Source organism: Rhizobium sp. ZK1 (assembly GCF_047782645.1).
GTDB lineage: Bacteria > Pseudomonadota > Alphaproteobacteria > Rhizobiales > Rhizobiaceae > Rhizobium.
Genome location: NZ_CP180586.1, coordinates 2,301,577 through 2,326,641 on the forward strand (window position 1 = coordinate 2,301,577; position 25,065 = coordinate 2,326,641).

Here is a 25,065-nt window from a genome sequence, read left to right on the forward strand (position 1 = left end):
ACTTCCGTCTCGGGTTCGAAAACCTTGGTCCGATCGCTCGGGCGTGGTTGCCGGGGAACATGCGTCCGTGATGGAAAGGCCAGACAATGACCCAGAACGGAAATCTCAAACGCAGGGTTCGCGCCCGCGCTGCAAAAACCGGCGAATCCTATACTTCAGCCCTCAGCCATATCCGCAAGAAGCCGACGGATGAGCCTGCCGGCAAATCCCTGCGGCTGGCGGTCGCCCAAACGTCTGTTTGCCTAGACCCATGCGATGCCGCGGCATTCCGCGCCAACGGCGCCGAAATGCGCCACCTGATGCGCCAGGCGAGCAAGGCCGGCGCCCGGCTGATCCACTTCCCCGAGGGAACGCTCTGCTTTCCGAGCAAGCGCCTCCTTTCCGAAACCGGCCCCAGGGAGATCGGCGCGGCCGACTGGAGCCGTTACCAATGGGAGGTCCTGCGCGAGGAGTTGGAGGAGACGAGAAGGCTCGCAAAGAGGCTGAAGCTCTGGACGGTCTTCGGCGCGCCGCACAGGCTGACCCCGCCGCACCGGCCGCATAACAGCCTCTATGTCATCTCAGACCGGGGCGAGCTGGTGACCCGTTATGACGAGCGCCTGCTCTCCCACACCAAGATTTCCTTCATGTATTCGCCGGGCAAGATCCCCGTCACCTTCGAGGTGGACGGTATGCGCTTCGGCTGCGCTGCCGGCATAGAATCTCACTATCACGAGATCTTCACCGAATATGAGCGGCTCGACGTCGATTGCGTGCTCTTCTCCACATCGGGCGAAGTCCCCTCCGCCGCTCCTCCCTTCGCCGCCGAAGTCCTGGGAGTTGCGGCCAGCAATGCATTCTGGGTGAGCTACGCCGCCCACGCGCCGCAAAGCGTCATCGCCCCCTGCGGCATCGCCGGCCCCAAGGGCCAGTGGGCCGCTCGTTGCCCTGATGACGGCAAACCCGGCATCGCCATCGCCGAAATCGCCACCGACCCGGCCAATCTCGCCCGCCCCTGGCGGCGCAACGCCCGGGGCGATCTCTACCGGCCGCACCAGATCGAGGGGGATCCGAGGAGCGACAGCCGCGAATCCTTTTGAAGCGGCAGGGGCAATTCCGGCAGACCGTGCAGCAATTGTGCTGGAATTGCATGCTTCTTACTTCAGGAAAAGACCGGTCACGGCAAGCCCCGCGCCAACCCCGTAGATCAGCACCATACCTGCATACACGCAAGCGGTTGAAGATTCATATTCCCAGCCGGATGGTAGTTCCACAAATCCTGAGACTATGCATCCCACGAGACCGGTTATCAAAAAATGCCACTTGTCGATTGGTTTCTCATCCACGTCATCAGAAGGCCTGATCTCTCCAGGAGGGTGAAATTTTAGCCGAAATCGGTTTGTCGAAACGATGACCATCATCATAATGAGACCGGACCACCCAAGCCCCCGACCCAGATAATCCGTCCGTTCATCGCTTGTTGAGTGAGAAGCCAGATCCGCCTGCCAGAGGCATATGATGCACGTCACATAGACAAGGATCACGCCAGTCAGCACGCAAAAAAATGCCAGCAGCGAATAGAGCTGTCCCTTGGGCAATAGCCGCGCCCAATATCTCGCCCCAAACCAGGCCGCCATGAAGGTGGGCACGAGTGTGGAGAGGAAGCCCAGATTGGAAGTCATGCGCTCGGCCCCCTAGCGCTGGTCGGGCGGCGACCAGCGCTTGCAGCCGTCACGGCAATATTGCGGGAAGGCCGCGCTCGCGCTTGCCAGCGTGGGGTAGATCACGACGATGGTGACATTCCCCGCCCTGCTGACCGAGACGAGAAACATTCCGGCCGGCAGGCTGTTGAGGTAGGCATCGCCATTGGGGAAGGCAGCACCCGGCCGCGGCGGCTTCGTCGCTCGGGAAGCAACGAATCTGATTGCCTGCAGGCTCTGATTGTCCTTGGCCAGATAACCGGAAAACCGCTTCTTGGCCTCCTCCTCGCCCAGATCATGGACAGCTTTGACGATGTCAATCGTAACATTCCTGGTCACAAGATTGACAGGCACATCCTCGTTTTGATGGGAAAAGCCTGATGAACCGATGATCTCCCAGAAGCTGTCGGCGCGATAGGGCATGAACTCTCCGTAAAGTGCGCGGCCATCCAGCATGCCGATCCGGAACGTGCCGATCTGATCGCCGACCTCAACTTCATCGAAACACACGCTTTTCCGCTCTCCGACATCGCAGGCATACCAGCCCTGCTGCGACAGAATGCTCTCATAGGCATCCCCTACCTGCACGCCGAATATGAACTCTGCAGGCCCGCCATTTTCAGGCTCCGCCGCATGGGAAGCCGATGGCAGGAAAAACAGAAACAGGCCAACGCCCGCAGCCCTCAGCCGACGAGCGAAGTTCCGCAAAAACATGCTCCTCACAGACCACCCCTGGCGCCCGCAGACGCTTCCGTCACCTCTGCCTCGTGCGTTATCCATCTCTTCCCAAGCCGGCTTCTGCCGCCATGACGCATCATGTCTCTACCGAAAATCGTTCAGATGATTGAGGTCACCGAGATAGCCGAGGCCCGAAAGCGCGAGCACGACGATCAGACCTGACAGCACGCCGGCGAAGCGATCTCCGCCTTTGCGCCTGATGAAGCGAACGATGAAGAAAACGATCAGGCCGACGATAAACGACGGCAGCGATCCGCCGATGATCTCGCCGATAAATCGCGGCCCTGCCGACGGCGGATAGGCCGTCGCCGCAACGAAACGGCGCACCAGACTGCAGACCAGCGCGACCGCCGCCAGGATCGCGATTCCCGATCCCATACCACCTTTGCCACCGGCCGAAGCCCCACGCAGATCAGTCCCGTTTGCCACCGGCATTCCCCCTTCGATTTATAAAACAACTCTTGCGCACCTACCCCTGTCTCTCGGCCGAACGGGAGACAGACATGGACAACATGCAACCCTATGACGACTGGAAACGACGGCAACAGGGCGCTGCCGCCGCCAGCTATATTCAATCCTCGGATGAAAATCCAGACGAGGTTGCGGATAACCTTAATTTCGCGCGGCAGTATTCGGAAAGAACGGGAAATCCTCTCCCGACTCTGTCGATGATCAGGGAATATCGCCCAACATTTCAACGCATTATGGACGAGACGCGTGACAAGGCGTTGCTCTCCACCGCAAGGAAGACGGCGACCTGGTATGGCGAAAATCCTATGGCTATCCTTCTGGCGAAGGATGATGTCTACAACCTATGTTCCTTCGAAGAGGCTGTTCAGCGGTATGGGCAGTTGCCGAAGGCTTTCGGTGACGCAACGCTTCCGGCAAAGGAGCCTGCCGGCTCATCCGCGAATCCTGAAGCGCCGCCGTCTGCGAGCCCTGCAGGCCCGGCCGCACCTCAACAGGCGCCGGCCTTAGGTCCCGTTGCGCCAAGCTCGCAGCCCGGCACTCCCGCGCCCGAAAATGCCGGCTCGACTCCGCAGCCTGGATCTCCGCCGGTCGATCCAGCCGGTTCGAACGCCTCATCTCCTGATCGACTTGAAGAACCTGCACAGCCCGCTGCCCCGGTCACGGAGAATGTTGCTCCGGATACGCAGCCTGCCGTTTCGCCCCCTAGCCTCGTCTCAGATCCCTTAGTTGCCGAAGACACTCGCAGCGATGACACGAGAAAGAGCGATGCGCTCATTGAAGAAATCGCCAACGCGGGGAAATCGAACGATGAGCAAGCCGCGGTACTTGAAGAAAAAATCCGCACACAAGACTTAGTCAATCCGGGCGCAGCCAAATTCTATCTGGATGCGGTGAGAGCACACGAGATCACACCGGATCAGGTGCGAGTATACTTGGCATCCTCATCCAGCCCAATAGTCAAAAGAACCAAAGAGGTCGGCCAAACGGCCATAGAGGCGCCGAAGGGTATTACCACCGGCCTCGTTACCGCAGTAGGTCGTATCATGGAAGGCGATGGCCAACTTATGAGCAGCCCGCCATCACCGGAAGCGGAGGCCGTCATTGAGGTGATCGCGAACGCGGCAAAAGCGCCGGCTGATCAGATTCCTCTGATAAAACAGCAAATCGCAAACCAAGACCTGATCGAGAAGCTGCGGGCGAATATAGTACTGGAAGAGGTTTTGGCAGGGCGGATGACACCCGAACAGGCCAGAAGAGACTTCGATCCTTGGTTCGCGGATTTCTTCAAAACCATTCAAGACTGGGGCGCAACGATCGGTGACTTTGGCGAAACGATCGCTCCAGCCGCCCCGGGATATGAAAATAATTGGGTCCGTCGCGGCAGCGAAATGTTAGGCGCTTATTTGCCGGCGTTGGTGGTTGCGTCCAAGCTCGGCCCCGGAGGTGCTATCGCAATAGAAATGATGCGAGCAGCCGGGGAAGGTACCGCTGCTGCTCGAAAAGCGAAGGCGAGTGAATATAAGCAAAGCCAGATGGCTGTGGCCTTTGCGCCGACTGCATTCACTGATCTGCTTCCCACCGCCAAGATATTATCGCCAATACTGAATCGCGTGATAATGAATCAGTTTCTGCGGCACTTAGTCGGGCACGTCGTACAGGATGGTACCGCGCAGACGATCCAACAGGTCATTCAGAACGCAATTAAGCGACAACTTCTGGACCCCAGCCAAGAGGTCTTCAAAGACATAGGGGTCACGTTCGCAGGAGGTTCTCTTGCCAGCGTAGGCAAGGAGTTCCTCATCCTAGGCGTCAAGGCCCTCCTGCGCAATCGCGGCTCGTCACATACGTCCACCCCCCATCCGGAAGCAGCCGCCCAAACCCGCCAGTCACTTGAAGAAATCTCTGTCGCAGCGCAGGCATCAAAGCTCTGGCAACGGTCACGCGACGAGTTCCATAAATTTGCCACCAGGATGACACCAAACCCCGAAGCGCGGGACGTTTTCGTTCCAGCCGGCGCCTTCGTGAGAGCTGCCAAGGCAGCGGGTATCAATCCCGAAGATCTGGTGGACAGTCGCACCCTCGCGTTCGCCAGAATAACCGGCGGCGACGTAAAGCTCTCCATGGCGACCTACGCCACGCACTTCGCCGGTTCGAAGGGCGATGGATATATTATGGATAATATCCGTCCGCACGCCAGCAGCCTCACCTTTGCGGAATCCCAAGCGTTTCGCGAGCACGCGAACGCCTATGGTAGCACCCTCAATCCGCGGGCCAGCCCCGCCTTCTCATCCCCCATCATCGACCGTGCCGCCGAACAGCGGGCCTACAATCTCGCAGTGTTGCGCTCTGCCATCGCCGGACACCCTGCCGAAACAATTTCCCACTTCGCCATAAGTCATTCCGCCTTCACGTCCGCTCTGGCGGGAGCCGAGGGCCGCAGCCTCGATGAATATCTGAAACTCTATCCGCAGCCCTGACCGGCAAGCGATTTCCCGAGGGAATTCAACTTGAAAAACCTGACCAACCGTCCCGCCGACACGACAACCGTGTCCGCCCAACCTTCATTTGGAAACGCGGTGATGAAGACCGATAACCTCACATCCGACACGCCGCCGCGTTTGTTCCAGAGCCCAGCCGTCTCACCCGACACCCCACTCCGTATCCCAGCCGACACCGAAACCATCCTCGATGTCTTCCGCAAGCCCAATTTCTCCACGTTGCTGCAAGGAGCAAGCCGCCATTTCCTCGATATCATGCAAGATATGGCCGGCCGCGGCGTTCGTCCCGCTGCGGAGAGTTTTGCCCATCTCGAAAGCTGGTGGCACGAGGACGCCAAGGCCGTCGCATCCGATGGAGTGCGCACCAAACTCGGCGTCAAGATCACCGCCAAGGATGTGTTCGCCGCACTCGATCGCGGCACCACCGGCAATCCCAGCAAGGACGCGGCCATCGACGCCGCCATCCAGTCCCGCTTCGCACATGCTGCCGAAACCTACCTCATCGAAGGCGAGGCGCCCTCACCTGAGATGCGCGGCGTCTTCGAACAGTTCCGCGACTGGCTGCTCTCCATATATCGCCGCCTCGTCGCCCTCGACATTTCCCTCGCACCGGATGTCGCCGCCATCTTCTTCCGCCTGCTCGCCTGCGACACCGCAATCGAGATGGCCCAGCAGAATGTCGGCGGCGATGAACCCGTCTTTGCCAATGCGCAAGATGCCGGCCTGACGCAGCCGCACTACGACCGGCTGCTGAAGCTGCGCGCGCTGGCCTCACAGGAAGCGAAGGCCCGCCTTCTGCGGCAGATGATGGAGCCCGTGCGGCGCGAGGGGCAGAAGGCTTACAGGGAAGAAAAGGCGGCCGTACAGCGCGAGGTGGAGAAGGAGATCAACGCCACCGGCATCTACCGCGCCATCGAATGGATGACGAACCGCCGATGGCTGGATGCGGAAAATCCCGCACCATCCGGCGACATCCGCTTCGACAAAGCCACCCTCGTGGCGCGCTACGGCGCCACCATCCTCGAAGCCCTGCCCAGGGGTGAGCGCTCCATCTATGCCGATGAAGGCGGGCTCGATCCCGATATCGTCGCCGATCTCTTCGGCCTTGGCTCAGGCGACGAGCTGGTGGCGGCCATGGCGCTGGCGCCTGCCCGCGAAGACGCAATCGCCTTCGAAGTCGAGCGCGTGATGCTGCAGCGCCACGGCGACATGCTGATCGACGGTTCGGCCGAGGAGCGGGCAATCGCAGCCGTGCACAACGACCGGCGGGCCGAATGGCTGGCGGCCGAGCTTGCGGCCCTCATCGAGGTTGCGGGCTCGGGCGACGGGCTGACGGCGGTCGAAGCCAGGGCCTATGCGCTCTCGGCAACCGCGGGCATGGAGGTGGCCGATGCCATGGACGGCGCGCGCTTCCTCGCCGCCGGCAGGCGTACCGCTATCGAAGCCATCAGGCTGGGTGACGAACTGGCGCAGGATGAGACCTGGCGCGAGAGGGCAAGCCGCAAGGCTGCCGGCAATGCAGACGCCGCCCCTCACGAACAGGACGAGCGTATCGCCAGGCTGATCACCGCCAAACGCCGCCAGCTTCTCAATCACGCGATTTATGCCGAAAGCCTCGACATTATCGGCGAGGTGGAAAAATTCGAGGCCGAAGCGGAAAGCCTCGCAAGCGGCCCCGCGCGCGAAAAACTCGCCGCGGCCGTCCTTCGCGACAATGGCCGCATCGATTATCCGGGCGCGATCGACGCCCTGCTCGACCGCTTCGGCCTCGGCGGCCGGGCGGATCGTCAGACCGGAGGTCAGGCGGGCGGACAGGATGATCCGCGCATCGCCCTCAGAAACTATAGTCTCGCCATGAAGGCGGCAGGCCGGGAAAACGAGCTTGCCATTCCCGATAGTGTGCTGATCGGCTCCGGCCGCCAGTCCTACAAGGAGATCACGCTGGAGCGCTTCCGCGCCGTCGCCGCGGCGCTGAAGAATCTCGAACATGCGGCCAGGCGCGCCGGCAAGCTGATCGATGCCGATCGCGAAGCCGATATCGAGGCGACCGTTGCGAGCCTCGTCGGCGCCCTGAGAAGGCCGCGACCGGCCGGCCCTGCCAAAGGCGAGCGTCCTCCCCTCGATCCGGCCCGTGCGGCGGATGCGCTGTTGCTTGAGCTCGACGCCACCGCTGCCGGCCCAGCCCACCGGGCCATCAAGGCGCCGCTCGATGCCGCAGCAAGCCGCCTTGCGCTGCGCAAACAGAAGGCGGCCGCTGATCTGGAAGAGCTCTACAATGTCTACTCCGCCGAGGAGCGACACCAGATGGCAACGTCCCGCTATCTCCCGGCCCTCGGCCAGTCCCTGTCAAAATGGGAGGCTATTGCCATCGCGCTGAACACCGGCAACGAGGTCAATCGCCGGCGCCTGACGGATGGCCGCATCCAAGGCGCGCTCGACGAAGCCGGGCTCGCCGCCGTGCTCGCCTCGCTCGATGCGCGCGATGCCGGCTTCGTGCAGTCCGTCTGGGATTATCTCGCCGCCCTCGAGCCCGATATCGCCGCCCGAGAAAAGCGTGTGACCGGCATCGCGCCGCAATGGGTGCAGCCCGTCTCCGTCGAGATCGCCGGCAAGGCGCTGAAAGGCGGCTATTATCCGCTGGCCTATGATGCCGCCGATGCGGCACCGGATCCGGCGCAGGCCCTTGGCGCCGGCCGTTTCGCCAAATCCGCAACCGAGGCCAGTCATGGCAGGTCCCGCGTCGACCTCGCCGCCCGGCCGCTCGATCTCGACATCGCCGTCCTGCACCGGCACGTCAATCACCTCATTTACGACCTGGAATTCAGCGAGCCGCTCGCGAATGCAAGGCGTCTGCTTGCCGATGCCGGCCTCAAGACGGCCTTTGAGGAGGCCGGCCGTGCCGCTGATCTGGAGGCCCTGAAGGCCTGGCTCAGCGAAATGGGCGCCGGCGAATTGCGCTCCGCCGATCGCATTGGCCGCATGGCTCGCCTGGCAAAAAAGAACGTCACCGCCGTCAGCCTGGCGAATGATCTCGCGGCCTCGCTTTCAAGCCGCTACCGGCTCACCGAGATCATCGCCGCCTCAGGCAGGGGCGATTTCGTGGCCGCGCTGCAGAATGTCTTCCGCCCCGGCATTATCGGGGAGGTCGCCAGCCGTTCGCCTCTCATGGCCAGCCGCGGGTTTTTCGCTGAGGCCGGAACGGCATGGGAGACGATGGCCGGCTGGCTTGAGGAAACGCTGCGACACCATCTCATCGAGAGACCGGCCTGGCTTGCCTTTTACAACAAGGGCATCGGCCAGTTCGGAGGGGATGAAGCGAAGGCTCTTGCCCATGCCGATGCCTGCATGCGGCAGGCGATAGTGGATCCGTTCCCGGCCCATGCCGGCAGCAACGAAACCCTGCTGCTCTTCAAGGCGCTGGGCGCGCATCTCGCCGCAAAGTTCAAGGCCGGTGCCGAAGCCACCGGTCAGGATGCGGACACGGCAGCCCGGCAGGGCATTGCACTCGCCATGGATCTGACCGCGCTCGCCATGACCGATATGGTCTTTACCGCCGCCATCGGCGGGCACGACAACGGCCCTGCATGGCCGGCCTTCCTGGCCCAGCACACCGGCTATTCCGTCATGGCCGCCCTGCCCGCCATCCGCGATGCGGAAAAGCCGCTTGCCGGCACTGAGAGCGATGCCAGGGCGCTCGTAAAGGCCATCCGCCCTCCGTCAGGCGACATCGGCATCGGCCACCAGCATGTCACCGAGATCCTCGAAGCCACCGGTCTCGCGGCGGAGTCGCCCGCCGATGAAATCCCCCGCAAGGTGGACGCCGGGTTTGCGCGGATCGGCCAGCCGTGATTTTCGATCTCAACCGTTTGCGCCCTATCCATGATGCCAAAAAGGAATGACATCATGGATGAGACAACCCGCAACGAGCTTGAAAAGCTCCACAGCAGGATCGGTGATTTGAAAGAGCGTGTCGTCTCGCTGGAAGCGCAGCAGCCGCATATCAACGCCGCCCTGCTGCGCATCGAAGGCAGCGTCGAAAAGCTCGCAAACCGCATCGGCAAGGCGCTCTGGGCCGTCGTCGCCATCGTGCTGACGCCGCTTGCGGGCCTGCTGATCAAGGCGATCGCCTCAGGTGCGCTCGCCCGCTTTCTTTAGGGCAAGTCCGGCAGAAGTGTGGGCGGTTTTGCATCTCAAGAAAATCGCGATCCCTCCGAGTTCAGCTTGACAACTCTCCCCACCCCATCCTGCCGCTCTCCATCATCATCAAGGGCAGCAGACATGACCCTCGTCTTCATTCGCATTCTCTTGCGTTACCTCGCCGCCATCCTCGTCACCCGCGGGCTGATCGCACCCGATCTCGGCGAGATGATCTCGCGTGATCCCGATGTCGCCATGGCGCTTCAGGTTGCCTCCGGCGCGCTCATCGCGGCAACAGCCGAGGGTTGGTACTATCTGGCGCATCGTTGCGGATGGGCGAAATGAAGTGGCTGAGCGACCTGCTGCTCGGCGGCATCATTGAGAAATTCACCGGCCCGCTGCTCGCTGCCTATCAGGCGAAACTCTCGGCCGAGACCGATCAGCAGAAGCTTGCCGCCGCGGAAGTGATCAAGGGCATCGAGGCCGCCCGCGACATTGCGGTGGCCGAGGCCGCCGACCGCTGGAGCGCCACCCGCCTCGGCCGCCTGCTCATCGTCATCCCCTTCGGGCTCTGGTGGGCGGCGATCTACATGGTGCAGATCCTCAATCCCTGGTTCGGCCTCAATCTCGTCGTCGTCGATGTACCGCCGCGCATCAATGACATGGCGCTGGTGCTGATCCCGGCGATCGTCATCGGCGATGCCGGCGCGCTCTTGGCGCGGCGTCTGAAAAGATAGCAAGACACCGCCTCAACCATCTGCTGCGATCATTGCAGCGTCAAGAGAGCGCTGGGTTGGGGGCCGAATTCCTCCGGTGACCTTGCGAAACGCCTTCGGCCGGAGCCAGGCGCTCTCTTGATACCGGCCTCCCGGCGCCCTTTGCTACGTTCGGCACATAAACAAAAGGTTGCGTATGACGAGCTGTTAGGGCCGACTGCGCGTGGCCGCAGCGACGGATTCGGGAAAAATTCAGGCATGATGGAAGAAGCCTCTAACGAGATCACCCTTGTCTCCGCCGAGGAACGGCCCGACCTCATCCCCGCTTTCGACGAACTGGGCGCAACGGTTTGGCCGAAATTCATCGGCGGTGACGCTGCCGTCATCAAATACTGGAACAGCCTGTTTTCGGATGGCCTGCGCCGCCATCAGTTCCTGGCCCTCGGCAGGGACAACAGCGGAAATGAGCAGGTCGTCGCCACATCGAACAGCATTCCCTTCTTCTGGCCCAAACATGACGACGACGCCTCCCTGCCCGATGCCGGATGGGATGCCGTTCTCGCCGGCGGCGTGGAGGCCTTCGCATCGGGCCGGAAACCCAATGCCCTCTCCGCACTTGCCATCGTCGTATCGCCCGCCATGCGCGGCTCGGATCTGGCCGAGCGGCTGATCGGCAACATGAAGGCCGATGCCAGGCGATACGGCCTCCAGGCCCTCGTCGCGCCCGTGCGCCCCACCAAGAAGGCTGCCTATCCGCTGACATCCTTCGCGGATTACATCGCCTGGACGACGTCATCAGGCGCGCCCTTCGATCCCTGGATACGCAAACATTGGCAGCTCGGCGCGAGCCTCGTCAAAATCGCGCCGCGCTCGATGCGGGTCGAGGCGCCGCTGTCGCAATGGAGCGAATGGAGCGGGCTGCGCTTTCCCATGTCCGGGCCGTATCACATGGAAGGCGGCCTGGCGCCGCTGATGGCCGATTGCAAGAGCGGGCTTGGGCTCTATGAGGAGCCGAATATCTGGATGCGGCATAGGCTGGAGGATGGTGGACGGTGACGGTGTTGGCGGGCTAATTGAAAGAGAGGTGCCCGACCATTTACGAATGGCACGAGGCACAGATTTTACCCCCGTAATTACCGTTACGTACTTTCGTGCCGCGCACAAAAAGCCTAGAATTAAGCGGACACTAAAATGCCGTCCGGGGGAGCTTTGGCATGGGCGATGGAAGGAAGACGAGAAGGCAGCAGAACCGCCACTGGAGCGCCATCGGCGCAACGCTCGCAACGGTCTCCCTGGCCGCTCAAACGGCAGCGGCAGCAGATGAGGCAGCGACGCAACCCTATCACGCCGCCCTGACCGATCATGTGCCCGTCTTCATCACCGCGCCTGGACAAACCGACTATCTCTTCGTCGTCGTCATCGTGCTGATGCTGTTGATCATCCTCGCGATCGGCAATTTTTATTTCCAGCTCCATGCCGTTCCCGAGCGCATCGCGCACCGGGCCAACAAGGTGCAACTGGAGATCGTCGCCGTACTGGCGCTGATCTCCCTCTTCACCCACAATCATATCTACTGGATTATCGGCCTGCTGCTGGCAATGGTCCGTATTCCCGACTTTTCGACGCCGCTCTATTCCATCGCCCGGTCCATTGCGAGGCTCGCGAGCCGCAGTCCCGAGGCCGGCACCGCTCAGAGCGCCCCCGTCCCCCCGGCTGAAGCGCATCCGGTTGAAGGGCCTTCGGCTGCTGCGGCAGCGCAGCATCATCAGGCCAATCATGGGTCAAGCGGCGCTCCCGTCTCCGGCGCTCCGATCGCCCCTGCCCCGTCGCCTCATCCGCAGCTCATCCAGCCGGTCGTTACAGCCAGCGCCCAGAAAGCCAGCGCCCAGGAAAAAGGTATCTGACCATGCTGGAATTGCTCCTCTGCTCGATGCTGACCATTTTCCCCGATTATCTCTTCCGCCGTTATGTGCAGGGAAAGCGCATCGGCCATGAGATCACGCTCTACAGCATGTGGTACGAGTTGCGCTGGGGTATAACCGCCTGCCTGCTGCTCACCATCTCGCTCATCACCATGATCTTCTATTTCCACCCCGCGACGAAGAGCGTCACCGCGGTCTTCCGCACCGTCACCATATTGCCGGAAGCGATGGGCCGGGTGGATGAGGTCTTCGTCGGCGTCAACCAGAAGGTCGCGGCGGGCGCGCCGCTCTTCCGCCTTGACGATTCCGCCCAGAAGGCCGCGCTCGACGTGGCGCGCAAGCAGATCGCCGAAGTCGAGGCCCAGACCAAGGTGGCCGAAAGCGAGCTTGCGAGCGCCGACGGTGTGATACGGCAGGCCGAAGGCGCCCTGCAGGTTTCGATCGACGAACTGCAGATGAAGACCCAGCTCCTGAAGAACGACGCCGTTGCCCGCCGCGAGGTAGACCGGCTCACCAATACGGTCGAAAGCCAGCGCGGCATGGTCAGCGCCGCCTATGCCAACAAGGAGACGCTGCAGACCAAGCTCAATGTGCTCCTGCCGGCGCAGAAGGCGAGCGCCGAGGCGGCTTTGGCACAGGCCCAGGTCGAACTCGACAAGACGGTCGTCAAGGCCGGCATCAGCGGCACTGTTCAACAGTTTACGTTGCGGCGCGGCGATGTGCTCAACACCATGCTGCGCCCGGCCGGCATCCTGGTGCCTGAAGAGGCCGGTCGCGGCACGCTGATTGCCGGTTTCGGCCAGATCGAGGCGCAGGTGATGAAACCCGGCATGGTGGCCGAAGCCACCTGCGTCGGCAAACCCTTCGCCATCATCCCGCTCGTCGTCACGGAGGTGCAGGATGTGATCGCCGCCGGCCAGTTGCGCCCGACCGACCAGCTCGTCGATGTCGCCCAACTGGCAAAACCGGGGACGCTGACCGTCTTCCTGCAACCCCTCTTCCCCGGCGGCCTGGACGACGTGCCCCCGGGCGGCAGCTGCATCGCGAACGCCTATACCAGCAATCACGATGCGCTCGCCGACCCCAGTATCGGCACCTTCAAAGCGATCGGCCTGCATGTCATCGACACGGTCGGTCTCGTCCACGCGATGATCCTGCGCATGCAGGCACTGTTCCTGCCGGTGCAAACACTGGTGCTGAGGGAACATTGAGGCCGGCGACGGGCCGGCGCACGGTCCGCCTGCTATTGAAGTGGCACGAACAGGCCGAGCTTGACGTCGCGCAGCACGACATTCGTATGCATGCGGCGGATCTGCGGATTTTCCGCCATGATCAGGGCCGCGATGTCGTCATAATGCTCGACGTCGCGGGCGGTGACGATTGCGATCAGATCGACCGCACCCGTGACGTAATAGACCTGCTGTATATGATCCTGCTTCTCCGCCCATAGGCGGAACTTCGCCAGCGCGTCGTAATTGTCCCGCTCGATCTCCATCCCGACGATGAACACCATCGATGTCCCCGTCGCCTTGCGGTCGAGGACGGCCACCTCCGCCTTGATGATCCCTTCCTCGCGCAGGCGCTTCAACCGCCTCTGCACGGCCGAGACCGATAACCCGACCCGTTCGGCGACCGTTTCGGCCTTCAGCTGGCAGTCGCGCTGAACGATATCGAGAATCTCACGGTCAAAACGATCCAGTTGTTCCATTGTCCAGTCCGATTTCTGTCGCGGCACTTCGCGTATTCTGCCGCATTTGCCGCATGAACAAGATTATTTTGCGCAAAATATGCAGAATGAATGAAAATTGCGCGAAAAAACCGCGTTAATTTATCATTATCCTTCGCGAATTCACTTCAGCCGGAACCATGCATGCCCGATCAGTCCTCTCCTGCTCTTCGTGTCGAAGATCTCCATAAAAGCTTCGGCTCGCAACAGGTTCTCAAAGGCATTTCGACCGAGGCCCGCAAGTCCGATGTGATTTCGATCATCGGTTCGTCGGGTTCCGGCAAGAGCACCTTCCTCAGATGCATCAATTTCCTGGAAACGCCGGATCGTGGCCGCATTGCGATCAACGGCGAGGAGATCTTGCTGAAGATGGGTCGGGGCGGGCGGCTGCAGCCGCGCAACTGGCGGCAGATCGAACGGCTGCGCACCGGGCTCGGTATGGTCTTCCAGAGCTTCAATCTCTGGGCGCATCGGACGGTGCTGGAGAATGTCATCGAGGCGCCGGTACATGTCATGGGCATTTCGCGGCGCGAGGCCATCGAAAAGGCCGAGGCGCTGCTGCACAAGGTCGGGCTCTTCGATAAACGTGACGCCTATCCCGCCTTCTTGTCCGGTGGCCAACAGCAGCGCGCGGCCATTGCCAGGGCGCTCTGCATCGATCCCGCTGTTATGCTGTTTGACGAGCCGACATCGGCGCTCGATCCGGAGCTGGTCGGCGAGGTGCTCAAAGTGATCCGTGACCTTGCGGAAGAAGGCCGGACGATGCTGATCGTCACGCATGAAATGCGCTTCGCACGGGATGTCTCGAGCCGCGTTCTGTTCCTGCATCAGGGACGGATCGAGGAGGAAGGCCCGCCGGAGCAGATATTCGGGGCGCCGGTGAGCGCCCGCTGCCGGGAGTTTACCGGTCTCAACGCCCACTGACGCGAACTCTCATCGACAACACAAACCAGGAGAATCCTGCGAATGAAGCTGATCCCCACCCTTTTCGCCGGCGTTGCCCTTGCGCTTTCCGCTGTCGCCGCGCAGGCCGAAGTCCGCTTTGGCGTCATGAACGAATCCTATCCGCCTTTCTTCGCCAAGGATGCCTCCGGCCAATGGCAGGGATGGGAAATCGACCTCATGAACGCCGTCTGCGAGGAGATGAAGGAGAAATGCTCGATCGTCGACATTTCCTGGGATGGTCTCATCCCGGCTCTGCAAAGCAAGAAGTTCGACGTGATCTGGTCGTCGATGTCGAACACCGCGGAACGCTCGAAGGTGATCGACTTCACCGACAAATATTACAACACGCCGAGCACCCTGATCGGTCCCAAGGACCAGAAGCCAGGTGCGACGGCCGAGGACGTGAAGGGCAAGACCATCGGCATCCAGGTGTCGACGATCCAGTCGGAATATTACAAGAAGTATTTTGCCGGCGTCGCCGAGGAAAAGACCTACCAGACGCTCGACGAGGCTTTTCAGGATCTCGCCTCTGGCCGTATCGACTATGTTTTCGGCGATTCGCTGGCGCTTGACGCTTTCCTGAAAAGCGATGGGGGTAAGGATTGCTGCGCCAAGATGGGCGACGTCGCCGACGATAAGGAAATTCTCGGAGCCGGCGTTTCGGGCGGCCTGCGCAAGGAAGATACCGAACTGAAAGCCAAGCTGAACAAGGCGATCGCTGCGGTTCGCGCCAATGGCCAGTACGACACGATCACCAGGAACTACTTCGACTTCGACATCTACGGCGCAAAGTAAGCAGTCCTGATGGCGACCGCACAACAAGGCATTCTGGACCTGCTGTCTCCCTATCCTCCGGGATGGGGCGGCGTTCTCCTGGCAGGTGCGGTCTCCACGGTCGCCATCTCGGCTTGCGCCTTCGCGATCGGCCTGCTGCTCGGTACGGCCGGCGCGCTTGGAAAGCTTTCGGGCAACCGCGTTCTCCGCCTGCTGCTCGATGTCTACACCACCGTTATCCGCGCCGTTCCCGAGTTGATCCTGATCGTCGGGCTCTATTACGCCGGCACCGACGGTCTCAACCGGCTTTTGGCCGCGCTCGACCTGCCGCCGGTCAATGTGAACGGCTTTGTCGCGGCCGTCGCGGTGCTGGGCTTCGTGCAGGGCGCCTATATGACGGAGGTGCTGCGCGGCGCGATCCTCGCCATTCCCCTTGGCCAGATCGAGGCCGCCAAGGCCTTCGGCATGGGGCCGGCGCTGAGATTTCGCCGCGTGATGTTGCCAGCACTCTTGCCGAACGCCCTGCCGGGCCTTGCCAATCTGTGGATGTCGGTCACCAAGGACAGCGCACTGGTTGCGGTCGTCGGCTATCAGGAACTGGCGCTCGCCACCCGCCTTGCCGGGGCAAGCACCAAACACTACTTCGTCTTTTTCCTCGCCTCGGCTCTTCTCTACCTCGCCATCACGCTCGTTTCCAACGTCCTCTTCAAACTGATCGAGGGGCGGATGCGACGGGGACAGCTGCGCCTTGCCTGAAGCGAACGCCCCATGAATTTCACCTGGATCTCTTCCTATTGGCCGCTGCTTTTGACGGGCGCCTGGCAGACTGTCTGCCTGCTGGTGATATCGGTGGTGTTCGGCTTCGTCATCGCGATTGGCCTCGCCTTCGCGCAGGTCAGCGGCGGCGGACTGACACGGCTGCTGGCGCGGGGCTACTGCACCTTCTTCCGCGGCACCCCTCTGCTGATCCAGCTGTGGCTTCTCTACTACGGCGTGGGTTCGCTGCTGCCGATGATCCCCGGCATCCGGCAGAGCCTGTTCTGGCCGATCCTTCGCGAAGGCTTCTTCTTCGCTGCGGTCAGTTTCACGCTGAACTACGCCGCCTATGAGGCAGCGGTATTGCGCGGCGCGCTGCTTGCCGTTCCCAAGGGGGAACTCGAAGCCGGCCGAGCCTTCGGCCTGTCGCCTTGGAAGCTGACCCGCCGCATCTGGTTGCCGCGCGCCATTCGCATCGCCTTGCCGACCATTGCGGGCGAGATCGTCATGCAGCTCAAGGCGACGCCGCTCGCCTTTACGGTGACGGTGATGGATCTCTACGCCGTCGCAAACAAGGTCCGGCAGGACACGCTGCTCGTCTACGAACCGCTATTGGTCGTCACCCTCTTCTATCTCGCCTTGACCGCAGTGATCGCCCGCGTCTTTCGAGGTCTCGAAGCGCAGGTGCCGGTCCGTCGCTAGGCCCAAAGAACCGGCCATGAACTCGCTTACCCACGAACCATCTGCACCCCACCCACTTTCCTATGAAAAACCCGCTGCCGGTCACGGCGCAACAGACCGAATGGAGACCTCTTCGTGAGCACGACCCGAATTCTCGACGGCGGCATGAGCCGCGAGCTGCTGCGGCTGGGCGCCGAACTGAAACAACCGGAATGGTCGGCGTTGGCGCTGATCAACTCGCCTGACATCGTGCGCCAGGTACACCAGGAATTCATCGCCGCCGGCTCGCAAATCGTTACGACAAACAGCTATGCGCTCGTGCCCTTTCACATTGGCGAAGAACGGTTTCGGAAGGAAGGGCCGGCGCTGATCCGTCTTGCCGGCCGCCTGGCACGTGAGGCGGCCGATGCGGTTACGGATCGGAAGATACTGGTCGCCGGTTCGCTGCCGCCGATCTTCGGCTCATACGAGCCGCAGAACTTTCAGCCTTCTCGGGTGCAGGATTATCTCAAGGTGTTGGTCGAAAACCTCGGCCCCTTCGTCGATATATGGCTCGGCGAGACGCTGAGCCTGATTGCCGAGGCAGAAGCCGTCCGCCAGGCGGTGGCGACATCAGCCAAGCCGTTCTGGATTTCCTTCACGGTGGCGGATGACGAGGCAGCCATGAAGGGCGCAGAACCGAGGCTCCGCTCCAACGAAAGCGTGGAGGACGCGGCATCCTGGGCGGCATCCTCGGGCGCTGAAGCCCTCCTGTTCAATTGCAGCAAGCCAGAGGTCATGCAGGCGGCCGTGGAGACGGCAGCGCGCGTGTTCCGGAAGATGGACGCTCCCCTCGAAATCGGCGTCTATGCCAATGCCTTCGAAGGGGAACAGGGCGAGGCAGCCGCCAATGAAGGCCTGCACGACACCCGTAGCGATCTGAATGACGATGCCTATTCGCACTATGCCTGCTCCTGGGCCGAAGCGGGCGCGACCATCATCGGCGGCTGCTGCGGCATCGGTGCAGCCCATATTCATCGCTTGAAGACAACGTTTTCGGATTGAAGCACCCGCTGGTCGCGATACTCCTGTTCTCCTGGGCAAAGAGTGCAGCCGCATCGCCAACGCCTATACCAAAGGGATCAGCCTGCATGTCATCGATACGGTCGGCGTCATGCATGCCATGATCCTGCGCATGCAGGCCATGCTGCTGCCGGTGCAGACGCTGGTGCTGACGGGGTATTGAGCGAAGCGGTGGGGTGCCGCAGTTTGATAACGGCACCCCATTGGACTATCTTGGACGCATGACGCATTTTGGAAACCAGATCGTTCCTGCCGAATTCCCCGAGCTGAAGATGCTCGCGTGGAACCGGAATCCTGCGCGTCCCATTGCCGCCGACGAAGCCTTTGCCTTGTACGAGCGGAACTGGCGCTTCGTCGATCGTGAGAACCTGACCTCTCGTGAAAAGCTCCTGATCGAGGAGCTCACCGAAGAGTATGGTCACGGCCTCATGCTGGTTTAACAGATTTACCGATGCTTCCGACGACGCGACCTTGCGCGATACCACCCGCGCCGCCACCTATGCAGTGTAAGACCGCCTCATAGAGACAGGCATGAACCCCGCAGACGACTTCACCGGTGCCCTCGCCCTTATCCCCGAGGGCTACAGCGAAGGCAGTTTCGAGGCCGTCCGCTGGGGCGCCACGGTCAAGCGATCCCCCGACGGCAAGCGCATCTGGCTCTATGCCGAAGATCTCTCCGGCACCGATATCGTCAGCTTCAACCTCTATCTCCTGGAGGCAAGCGGCAGCACGCTGAAACCCTGCGAAATGTCGTCCGCGAAAGTCATCGCCTTCGTGCTCGGTTACCGCCCCGACCCGCATTAGCCGATACTGCCGGCAAAACGCTCAGGCCACCGCTGACGCTGAAAAGCCTCGATGACGAAATCGATGAATACCCGCGTCTTCAAGGGCAGCAGCCTTTTGTTGGCGTAGTAGATCGAGATCGGCCCGATATCGACATACCAGGAGGGCACGAGCCGGATCAGCTCGCCGCTGTCGAGATAGGCAAGCGCATCCGGCTTCGAGATCAGCGTAACGCCGAGCCCGAGAAGGGCGGCACCGCGCATGGCGGCGGGATCGTTGACGACGATCTTTGGCGCGAGATCGACCAGCTGTTCCACTCCCGCTGCGTTACGCATCTGCCGTTGCGGAATGCGCCCGGTATTGATCGATTTCATGACGATGCCGTCCATCCCCGCAAGCCCGGCCGGATCGACCGGCGGCACACGGCCCTGCATATAGGCTGGTGATGCCACCGCCACGAGATGGGCTGGCGCAAGAGGCCGCGCCACTAGGCCCGAGGCGAGCTCGAAGCCTCCGCCGATTGCCGCATCGTAACCCTCCGCGATCAGATCCACCTGCCGGTTCTCGAACATCCATTCCGGCTGCACCAGCGGATAGCGTTTCATGAAATCAGGCAGCATCGGCAGGATATAGCCCGTGCCCAAACCCGGCGGCAGGCTGACCTTCAGCACGCCTGCCGGCTCCGCATGCTCGTTGGAGATCTCGGCAATCGCCCCCTGCAGCCCCTCGAGATGATCGCGCACGGAGAGAAGAAAGCGCTCGCCTGCCTCCGTCAGCGTCAGGCTGCGCGTGCTGCGGTGAAAGAGCCGGAGTTTCAAATTGGCCTCGAGCGCCGCCACATTGCGGCTGACCGCCGCCGGTGTCAGACCGAGGCGTCTGGCCGCCGCCGAAAAGCCGCCAAGCTCGGCGCTCCGCACAAAGGATTCCAGATTTGCCAAACTCTCCATTGCCGATCACCTTCAAGGAAAACTTGAAACTGATACCACCCACTCCCCTCTAATAAAACAGGAATGACATCGCGATAATGCCTTCATCGAAACGAACACGACATGCAGAAAGGAAACTTGCCATGTCCATCGGTATCATCGGCGCCGGCAATATCGGCGCAGCCTTCGCCCGCGCTCTCGCCCGCAACGGTATCGCCGCCACCATAGCCAACAGCCGCGGCCCTGAAACGCTCGCCGAACTCACCGCCGAGCTCGCCCCCCATATCACCGCGGGCACCATCGAGGAGGCGGCAAAGGCCGATATCGTCCTCATCGCCGTGCCCTGGTCGAAACTGCCGGCAGCACTGTCCGGCCTGCCGGACTGGGCCGGCCGCATCGTCATCGACGCCAATAACCCGATCGAAGGCCCCCTCTTCAAGCCGGCCGAGCTCGGCGGCCGCCTGTCGAGCGAAATCGTCGCCGGCCTGGTGCCCGGCGCCCGCCTCGTCAAAGCCTTCAATCACCTCTTCGCCAATCTCGTCTCCGCCGACCCCAGGGCCGAAGGCGGCAACCGAGTGCTGTTCTATTCCGGAGACGATGCGCAGGCGAAAGCTGAAGTTGCTGACATCATCACGCGCCTCGGCTTTGCCGGCGTCGACCTCGGCCCGCTCAAAATCGGCGCCAGCCTGATGCAATTCCCCGGCGGCCCGCTGCCGGCCCTCAACCTCGTCAAGTTCGGCTGAGAGAGGTTGATATGTCACCGCTCGAAACCGCAAGGATCTTCTTCGCCCATTGGAGCGCCAGCCGCATCGAGGAGGCGCTCGCCATGCTTGCCGAAGAGGTGCTCTACGACAACGTGCCCCTGCCCGATATCACCGGCCGCGAAAACGTTCGTAAATTCCACGCCGATTTCGGCATCGGCTCCACCTTCAAGGTGGACTGGCAGGTCACGGCAATCGCCGCCTCCGGCAACGTGGTGCTGAACGAGCGCATCGATATCTTCACCCATGAAAGCGGCAGCCGGATCACCCTGCCGGTCATGGGCACGCTGACGGTGGAAAACGGCAGGATCACCGTTTGGCGCGACTATTTCGATCTGGGGAGTTTTGAACGGCAGCTGGCCGCGATAAAGCGGTAGCAACTCAAAGCCCGGTCGCATCAGCGGCCGGTGCCGCTCACTGCTGCTGAAACGCCAGCCGAACGCCGAGCGCCATGTAGATCGAGCCGATGACCTTGCCCTGCCGGCGGCCAATCGTCCGGTTCCTGTTGAGCCAGCCGCGCACCGAACCGGCGCCGATCGCGAGCGCCGATGTCACGCAGATGCTGAGCGTCACGAAGATGATGCCGAGCAGCGCGAATTGCCCGATCACCGAACCGCTTTCGGGATGGATGAATTGCGGCAGGAAGGCGAGGAAGAACAGCGCCGTCTTCGGGTTCAGGATTTCCGTGAAGACTCCCTGCCGGAAAGCCTTGCCGGGGCTGATCTCCGGGGCGGCCGCCAAGTCGAGGTTGCCGGATTTTTCGATGAAGGCCCGGTATCCAAGATAGATGAGGTAGGCCACACCGATATATTTGACCACTTCGAAGGCGAGCGCCGAGGTCGCAAGCAGGGCCGAAAGGCCAAAGGTCGCCATGGTGGAATGGATGAGATCGCCGACCCCAATGCCAAGCCCCGTTGCAATGCCGGCCCGCCTGCCGCCGCTGACCGATCGGGCGAGAACCAGCAGTGCTGCTGGCCCGGGAATTACCATCAGCCCGAGCACGACAAGAACGTAGGTCGTCAAAACAGCGATGCTCATCTTCGATTTCCGTTGCTTGAAATGTCCGCCTTCAAATTAACGGCTTCTGGCGTCGGCGCAATATTCGAAAAGTTTATGCCGCGACAGCTGCTCGGATCCCCATCCCGCGAAAAACGCCTTGCGCGGCGCAGCGAATAAGCGCAGGATTCCAATTGCTGGCAGCCACTTCAAGGGCGCTGCCGGTTCGGGCGTTAGCCCTGGCCCCAACGAAAGGAGGACGCGATGTCTTCCGATTTTTATCCGCCAAGCCTGTCGCGCAATCTCATCCGGACCGGCGCGTTCGGCTACCGTGAGAATGTGACGCTCGGTATCCTCGATCGTGCCGAAGCCGCCGGGCGGCAGGGCGATCGTTTTGAAGCCGCAGAAAGTTTCGTGGCTTTTCCCAATTTCAGCCATGGGCCGGAGACCGGCCGGAGAACAAGCACGCTGCGCATCCATTCCCTGGGGCATTCCCCAGAACAATCCCAAGCGCAACCCCAAGGCCAATCGCGCCTTTCCACTTTGGCAGCCTCTCTGGACGAGCATTCCGGCATCGGACCGCAGCCCCTTTGATGCCGCGCCGGCCAGCCGTCGGCGGGCCGCAATACCTGATCTGTCCCGCATCGTCACACCAGGAGGAAACCATGGCGAAAGGCCAAGTGCGCAGCAACAAAGAAACCCGCAAGCCGAAGAAAGACCGCTCTGCCGCATCCTCGGCAACGCCTGCGCCCGGCACGCAGGTCAAGATGGCAGGCAGCGACAAGAAGAAATAACGCCCGAGCCCAATCCGGCGCGGCGGCCTTCCGGCCGTCCCGCCCATCATCCAAGAGGACAGCAATATGACCACCAAAAAGCGCGCAGCCGAAAATCTCTTCCGCGCGCCGCAGCCCGAAAAAGACTCCGATGCCGAAAAGCTTCAGGATGTTCGCAAGCGGCTGCGCTTGAGACAGCGCGAAATCAGGCAGGACGAACGCAGCGAGCGCCAGAAAACGAGAGTGACATTACCCGCCGTTTCATCCTGAAACCGCCGGCCCCGGAAAACCTGGAAGAACTGGAAAATCCGGAAGAGCCGCAATACTCCGACACCCGAATGGCTCGGCCATATTAGGAACGAGCAAGGACCATCACGTGGCAGAATTCAATTATACGATCGAAGCCGGGCTCTACACCGGCAAGACATTGCGCAGCTCCCGCGGCCCCCGCTACAGGCGCTTCGAAACCGCCGCGGAAGCACTGCGTTTTGCCATGGAAGAGATGCCCGGCTCGCAATTGCGCGGCTGCGTGCTGGAGGTGAACGAAGCCCGCTTCGACGAAAGGCAGATCCGCGTGCTCTACGATGCACCTGCCTATCCGCTCTCGCGCAGAGAGAAGTGACGGACGCCTCCTCCGCGGTCATTCGAGTGCTGCGTCATGAAAACACGGAGGCAGGATGACGATTTTCTCCGTCCGCCACATCACATCCTACCATTACAAACGGCCGGTGCATTTCGGCCAGCACCGGCTGATGTTCCGCCCCCGCGACAGTTTCGACCAGACGCTTTTGAACTGCAGCCTCGATGTCTTTCCCAAGCCGGAATCCGTCCGCTGGATTCACGATGTCTTCGGCAATTGCATCGCGCTGGTCGATATAACGGCCGCCTCCGCCGAACTGCGCTTTGAAACCGTCATCCGTCTCAACCATACTGCGCAGGTGCCGCTCGATCTGGAGATCGACCGCCAGGCGCTCAGCTTTCCCTTCACCTATGACGAGGACGAGGCGGTCGATCTCGAGCGCACCATCGACAGGCACTATCCCGATCCCGCAGACGAGGTCGGCAGATGGGCGCGGCAATTCGTGCCGCTTGTTCGGCAGCCGCGCACCGGCCATATCCTGATGACGCTCTGTTATGCGATCCATGAGAGCTTCAGCTATGTCAGGCGCTTCGAGCACGGCACGCAGGCGCCCCGCGAGACATTGCTGCTGCGCAGCGGCACCTGCCGCGATTTCGCGCTGCTGATGATGGAGGCGACCCGTTCGCTCGGCTTCGCCGCCCGCTTCGTCACCGGCTACGTCTATGTGCCCGATCGCGACGGCTCCGTCACGCTCGGCGGCGGCTCGACCCATGCCTGGTGCCAGGTCTACCTGCCGGGTGCGGGCTGGGTGGAATTCGATCCCACCAATGGCATCGTCGGCAACCGCGACCTGATCCGCGTCGGCGTCGCCCGCGACCCGCGCCAGGCCGTGCCGCTCTCCGGCAGCTATGACGGCGGAGCGCACGATTTCGACAATATGCGTGTGCAGGTCAACGTCACCATGGAACGGGATTTCGATGCCGCAAGCGGCAGGTGACGGAACACCTGGCCCGCTTGTGCATTCGCCTGCAGGACGTTCATTTGATCGAAGGGACACGACTTCCATGAAGATCCGCGCAGGCTTTCACATCGGCTATGAATGCGAACACGAAACGCCCATGCTGCTGGTCCTCGACATCCACCCGTCCCGCCGCGTCGATCTCCTGACGGAACAGGTCCTCGGTTTCGACCGGCCGATCGAGGCCTGGTCCTATGTGGACGGCTTCGGCAATGCCTGCAGCCGCATCACAGCGCCACCGGGTCTCACCACCATTTCCACCGAATTCGAAATCTACGACAGCGGCCTGCCCGATCCCGTGCCCGAGGGCGCCATGCAGCACGATATCGATGATCTCCCTGATGATGTGCTCGTCTACCTGCTCGGCAGCCGTTACTGCGATACCGACCGCCTCGCCGACTTCGCCTGGAAGACCTTCTTCGGCACACCGCCAGGGTGGCCACGTGTCCAGGCAATCCTCGATTTCACCCATAACCGCATCGCCTTCGATTACCAGAAGGCCGATCCGCTGCGCACCGCCTTCGGCGGCTTCACCGACCGGTCAGGCGTGTGCCGCGACTTCGCCCATCTCGCCATCACGCTCTGCCGCTGCATGAACATCCCGGCACGCTACTGCACCGGCTATCTCGGCGATATCGGCGTGCCCGTCGACCCGAACCCGATGGATTTCAGCGCCTGGTTCGAGGTCTATCTGAGCGGCCGCTGGTACACACTCGACGCCCGCCACAACACGCCCCGCATCGGCCGCATCCTGATCGCCACCGGCCGCGACGCCACCGACGTCGCCATGTCGACGGCTTTCGGCCCTGCGGTGCTCAAACGCTTCGAGGTGATCACCGAGGAGATTCCGGTGTGATGTGACGGAGGAAATGAACGCCTTATTCAAAGAGTTCGGCGTGGGTACCGGCACTAACGAACACGACCAGATTCCTCTTGTCGTCTATGGAGTAGATGAGCAGAAAGTCACCACCGATGTGACATTCTCGATGATCTTTCCAGTCACCCGTCAGCTCGTGATCTTTCAGCTCGGCCGGCAGAGGACCTTCATTGTCGACGATCAAACCGACGACCTTCTTCAGTGCGACCATGTCATAGCGGCCGGACCTCGAAAGCGCTCCCAATC

General features: G+C 61.7%; 31 protein-coding genes and 1 pseudogene. 25 read left to right on the forward strand and 7 right to left on the reverse strand.

All coding sequences use genetic code 11. The features are described 5' to 3' along the window. Nucleotides 1-86: 86 nt before the first annotated feature. Nucleotides 87-1,079 (forward strand): carbon-nitrogen hydrolase family protein, encoded by a 993-nt coding sequence (locus ACK9YZ_RS11920; RefSeq protein ID WP_416063942.1) that lies wholly within the window; start codon nt 87-89, stop codon nt 1,077-1,079. Between the two features lie 57 nt (nt 1,080-1,136). Here the strand turns inward: ACK9YZ_RS11920 and ACK9YZ_RS11925 are convergent, their stop codons facing one another. The 3 genes from ACK9YZ_RS11925 to ACK9YZ_RS11935 form a co-directional block, all read right to left on the reverse strand. Further along, the gene (locus ACK9YZ_RS11925) at nt 1,137-1,661 is read right to left on the reverse strand and encodes a hypothetical protein (protein ID WP_216758787.1); all 525 of its coding nucleotides are present in this window, start codon (nt 1,659-1,661) and stop codon (nt 1,137-1,139) included. A gap of 12 nt (nt 1,662-1,673) precedes the next feature. Further along, complete coding sequence (locus tag ACK9YZ_RS11930) at nt 1,674-2,387, reverse strand: hypothetical protein (protein WP_216758788.1); 714 nt, start codon at nt 2,385-2,387, stop codon at nt 1,674-1,676. A gap of 114 nt (nt 2,388-2,501) precedes the next feature. Further along, nucleotides 2,502-2,846 carry a hypothetical protein gene (locus ACK9YZ_RS11935; RefSeq protein WP_416063943.1) on the reverse strand — a complete coding sequence of 115 codons (345 nt, stop codon included), beginning with the start codon at nt 2,844-2,846 and terminating at the stop codon, nt 2,502-2,504. A 74-nt stretch (nt 2,847-2,920) separates the two neighbouring features. Between ACK9YZ_RS11935 and ACK9YZ_RS11940 the strand changes: the two genes are divergently transcribed. From ACK9YZ_RS11940 to ACK9YZ_RS11975, 8 genes are all read left to right on the forward strand, one after another. Next, the gene (locus ACK9YZ_RS11940) at nt 2,921-5,365 is read left to right on the forward strand and encodes a hypothetical protein (RefSeq protein ID WP_416063944.1); all 2,445 of its coding nucleotides are present in this window, start codon (nt 2,921-2,923) and stop codon (nt 5,363-5,365) included. Between the two features lie 102 nt (nt 5,366-5,467). Then, on the forward strand, nt 5,468-9,235 hold the full coding sequence (locus tag ACK9YZ_RS11945) for a hypothetical protein (RefSeq protein WP_416063945.1): 3,768 nt from the start codon (nt 5,468-5,470) through the stop codon (nt 9,233-9,235). 54 nt (nt 9,236-9,289) lie between these two features. After that, complete coding sequence (locus tag ACK9YZ_RS11950) at nt 9,290-9,541, forward strand: hypothetical protein (RefSeq protein WP_183736350.1); 252 nt, start codon at nt 9,290-9,292, stop codon at nt 9,539-9,541. Between the two features lie 123 nt (nt 9,542-9,664). Next, nucleotides 9,665-9,868 carry a hypothetical protein gene (locus tag ACK9YZ_RS11955; RefSeq protein ID WP_183736136.1) on the forward strand — a complete coding sequence of 68 codons (204 nt, stop codon included), beginning with the start codon at nt 9,665-9,667 and terminating at the stop codon, nt 9,866-9,868. Beyond that, nucleotides 9,865-10,260, forward strand: a complete 396-nt coding sequence (locus ACK9YZ_RS11960) for a hypothetical protein (RefSeq protein ID WP_416063946.1) — start codon at nt 9,865-9,867, stop codon at nt 10,258-10,260. Before ACK9YZ_RS11955 ends, ACK9YZ_RS11960 begins: the two co-directional genes overlap by 4 nt. Nucleotides 10,261-10,497: 237 nt before the next feature. Continuing rightward, nucleotides 10,498-11,295, forward strand: a complete 798-nt coding sequence (locus ACK9YZ_RS11965; RefSeq protein ID WP_416063947.1) for a hypothetical protein — start codon at nt 10,498-10,500, stop codon at nt 11,293-11,295. Between the two features lie 158 nt (nt 11,296-11,453). Beyond that, nucleotides 11,454-12,143 carry a hypothetical protein gene (locus ACK9YZ_RS11970; protein WP_416063948.1) on the forward strand — a complete coding sequence of 230 codons (690 nt, stop codon included), beginning with the start codon at nt 11,454-11,456 and terminating at the stop codon, nt 12,141-12,143. A gap of 2 nt (nt 12,144-12,145) precedes the next feature. Further along, complete coding sequence (locus tag ACK9YZ_RS11975) at nt 12,146-13,372, forward strand: HlyD family secretion protein (RefSeq protein WP_416063949.1); 1,227 nt, start codon at nt 12,146-12,148, stop codon at nt 13,370-13,372. A 32-nt stretch (nt 13,373-13,404) separates the two neighbouring features. On the opposite strand, the gene ACK9YZ_RS11980 is transcribed toward ACK9YZ_RS11975, so the two are convergent. After that, nucleotides 13,405-13,869 carry an Lrp/AsnC family transcriptional regulator gene (locus ACK9YZ_RS11980; protein WP_216758798.1) on the reverse strand — a complete coding sequence of 155 codons (465 nt, stop codon included), beginning with the start codon at nt 13,867-13,869 and terminating at the stop codon, nt 13,405-13,407. Between the two features lie 162 nt (nt 13,870-14,031). Between ACK9YZ_RS11980 and ACK9YZ_RS11985 the strand changes: the two genes are divergently transcribed. The 8 genes and pseudogenes from ACK9YZ_RS11985 to ACK9YZ_RS12020 all read left to right on the forward strand — a co-directional run bounded on the left by ACK9YZ_RS11985 (nt 14,032) and on the right by ACK9YZ_RS12020 (nt 18,909). Continuing rightward, entirely contained in the window at nt 14,032-14,811 is a 780-nt protein-coding gene (locus ACK9YZ_RS11985) for an ABC transporter ATP-binding protein (protein WP_216758799.1), read from the forward strand. Between the two features lie 42 nt (nt 14,812-14,853). Further along, nucleotides 14,854-15,627 carry a transporter substrate-binding domain-containing protein gene (locus tag ACK9YZ_RS11990; protein ID WP_416063950.1) on the forward strand — a complete coding sequence of 258 codons (774 nt, stop codon included), beginning with the start codon at nt 14,854-14,856 and terminating at the stop codon, nt 15,625-15,627. 9 nt (nt 15,628-15,636) lie between these two features. After that, the gene (locus ACK9YZ_RS11995) at nt 15,637-16,362 is read left to right on the forward strand and encodes an ABC transporter permease (protein WP_216754919.1); all 726 of its coding nucleotides are present in this window, start codon (nt 15,637-15,639) and stop codon (nt 16,360-16,362) included. A 12-nt stretch (nt 16,363-16,374) separates the two neighbouring features. Next, nucleotides 16,375-17,064, forward strand: a complete 690-nt coding sequence (locus tag ACK9YZ_RS12000) for an ABC transporter permease (protein ID WP_416063951.1) — start codon at nt 16,375-16,377, stop codon at nt 17,062-17,064. A gap of 114 nt (nt 17,065-17,178) precedes the next feature. Further along, entirely contained in the window at nt 17,179-18,087 is a 909-nt protein-coding gene (locus tag ACK9YZ_RS12005; RefSeq protein WP_416063952.1) for a homocysteine S-methyltransferase family protein, read from the forward strand. Between the two features lie 10 nt (nt 18,088-18,097). Then, nucleotides 18,098-18,268, forward strand: a pseudogene (locus tag ACK9YZ_RS12010) (HlyD family secretion protein); the annotation flags it as partial. Nucleotides 18,269-18,326: 58 nt separating this feature from the next. After that, a complete protein-coding gene (locus ACK9YZ_RS12015; RefSeq protein ID WP_216758886.1) occupies nt 18,327-18,545 on the forward strand; it encodes a hypothetical protein in 219 nt (72 codons plus the stop codon). A gap of 91 nt (nt 18,546-18,636) precedes the next feature. After that, the gene (locus tag ACK9YZ_RS12020) at nt 18,637-18,909 is read left to right on the forward strand and encodes a hypothetical protein (RefSeq protein WP_416063953.1); all 273 of its coding nucleotides are present in this window, start codon (nt 18,637-18,639) and stop codon (nt 18,907-18,909) included. Here ACK9YZ_RS12020 and ACK9YZ_RS12025 read toward each other — a convergent pair. Further along, on the reverse strand, nt 18,906-19,835 hold the full coding sequence (locus ACK9YZ_RS12025) for a LysR substrate-binding domain-containing protein (protein ID WP_416063954.1): 930 nt from the start codon (nt 19,833-19,835) through the stop codon (nt 18,906-18,908). The genes ACK9YZ_RS12020 and ACK9YZ_RS12025 overlap by 4 nt on opposite strands. 122 nt (nt 19,836-19,957) lie before the next feature. Here ACK9YZ_RS12025 and ACK9YZ_RS12030 point away from each other — a divergent pair, with 122 nt between their 5' ends. Together ACK9YZ_RS12030 and ACK9YZ_RS12035 are read left to right on the forward strand one after the other, a co-directional pair. Further along, entirely contained in the window at nt 19,958-20,557 is a 600-nt protein-coding gene (locus ACK9YZ_RS12030; protein WP_416063955.1) for an NADPH-dependent F420 reductase, read from the forward strand. 11 nt (nt 20,558-20,568) lie between these two features. After that, nucleotides 20,569-20,952, forward strand: a complete 384-nt coding sequence (locus ACK9YZ_RS12035) for a limonene-1,2-epoxide hydrolase family protein (RefSeq protein WP_416063956.1) — start codon at nt 20,569-20,571, stop codon at nt 20,950-20,952. Between the two features lie 37 nt (nt 20,953-20,989). Here ACK9YZ_RS12035 and ACK9YZ_RS12040 read toward each other — a convergent pair whose 3' ends face one another. Further along, nucleotides 20,990-21,613 carry a LysE family translocator gene (locus ACK9YZ_RS12040; RefSeq protein ID WP_416063957.1) on the reverse strand — a complete coding sequence of 208 codons (624 nt, stop codon included), beginning with the start codon at nt 21,611-21,613 and terminating at the stop codon, nt 20,990-20,992. Nucleotides 21,614-21,835: 222 nt separating this feature from the next. Between ACK9YZ_RS12040 and ACK9YZ_RS12045 the strand changes: the two genes are divergently transcribed. The 6 genes from ACK9YZ_RS12045 (at nt 21,836) to ACK9YZ_RS12070 (ending at nt 24,798) form a co-directional block, all read left to right on the forward strand. Continuing rightward, nucleotides 21,836-22,165, forward strand: a complete 330-nt coding sequence (locus ACK9YZ_RS12045) for a hypothetical protein (RefSeq protein WP_416063958.1) — start codon at nt 21,836-21,838, stop codon at nt 22,163-22,165. 71 nt (nt 22,166-22,236) lie between these two features. After that, nucleotides 22,237-22,365 (forward strand): hypothetical protein, encoded by a 129-nt coding sequence (locus tag ACK9YZ_RS12050; protein ID WP_416063959.1) that lies wholly within the window; start codon nt 22,237-22,239, stop codon nt 22,363-22,365. Between the two features lie 66 nt (nt 22,366-22,431). Then, nucleotides 22,432-22,614 (forward strand): hypothetical protein, encoded by a 183-nt coding sequence (locus ACK9YZ_RS12055; RefSeq protein ID WP_216754929.1) that lies wholly within the window; start codon nt 22,432-22,434, stop codon nt 22,612-22,614. A 106-nt stretch (nt 22,615-22,720) separates the two neighbouring features. Then, on the forward strand, nt 22,721-22,966 hold the full coding sequence (locus tag ACK9YZ_RS12060; protein WP_183736155.1) for a hypothetical protein: 246 nt from the start codon (nt 22,721-22,723) through the stop codon (nt 22,964-22,966). A 55-nt stretch (nt 22,967-23,021) separates the two neighbouring features. After that, on the forward strand, nt 23,022-23,921 hold the full coding sequence (locus ACK9YZ_RS12065) for a transglutaminase family protein (protein WP_416063960.1): 900 nt from the start codon (nt 23,022-23,024) through the stop codon (nt 23,919-23,921). A 67-nt stretch (nt 23,922-23,988) separates the two neighbouring features. Beyond that, complete coding sequence (locus ACK9YZ_RS12070) at nt 23,989-24,798, forward strand: transglutaminase-like domain-containing protein (RefSeq protein WP_416063961.1); 810 nt, start codon at nt 23,989-23,991, stop codon at nt 24,796-24,798. A gap of 22 nt (nt 24,799-24,820) precedes the next feature. Here the strand turns inward: ACK9YZ_RS12070 and ACK9YZ_RS12075 are convergent, their stop codons facing one another. Then, entirely contained in the window at nt 24,821-25,030 is a 210-nt protein-coding gene (locus ACK9YZ_RS12075) for a type II toxin-antitoxin system YafQ family toxin (protein WP_416063962.1), read from the reverse strand. Between the last annotated feature and the right edge of the window lie 35 nt (nt 25,031-25,065).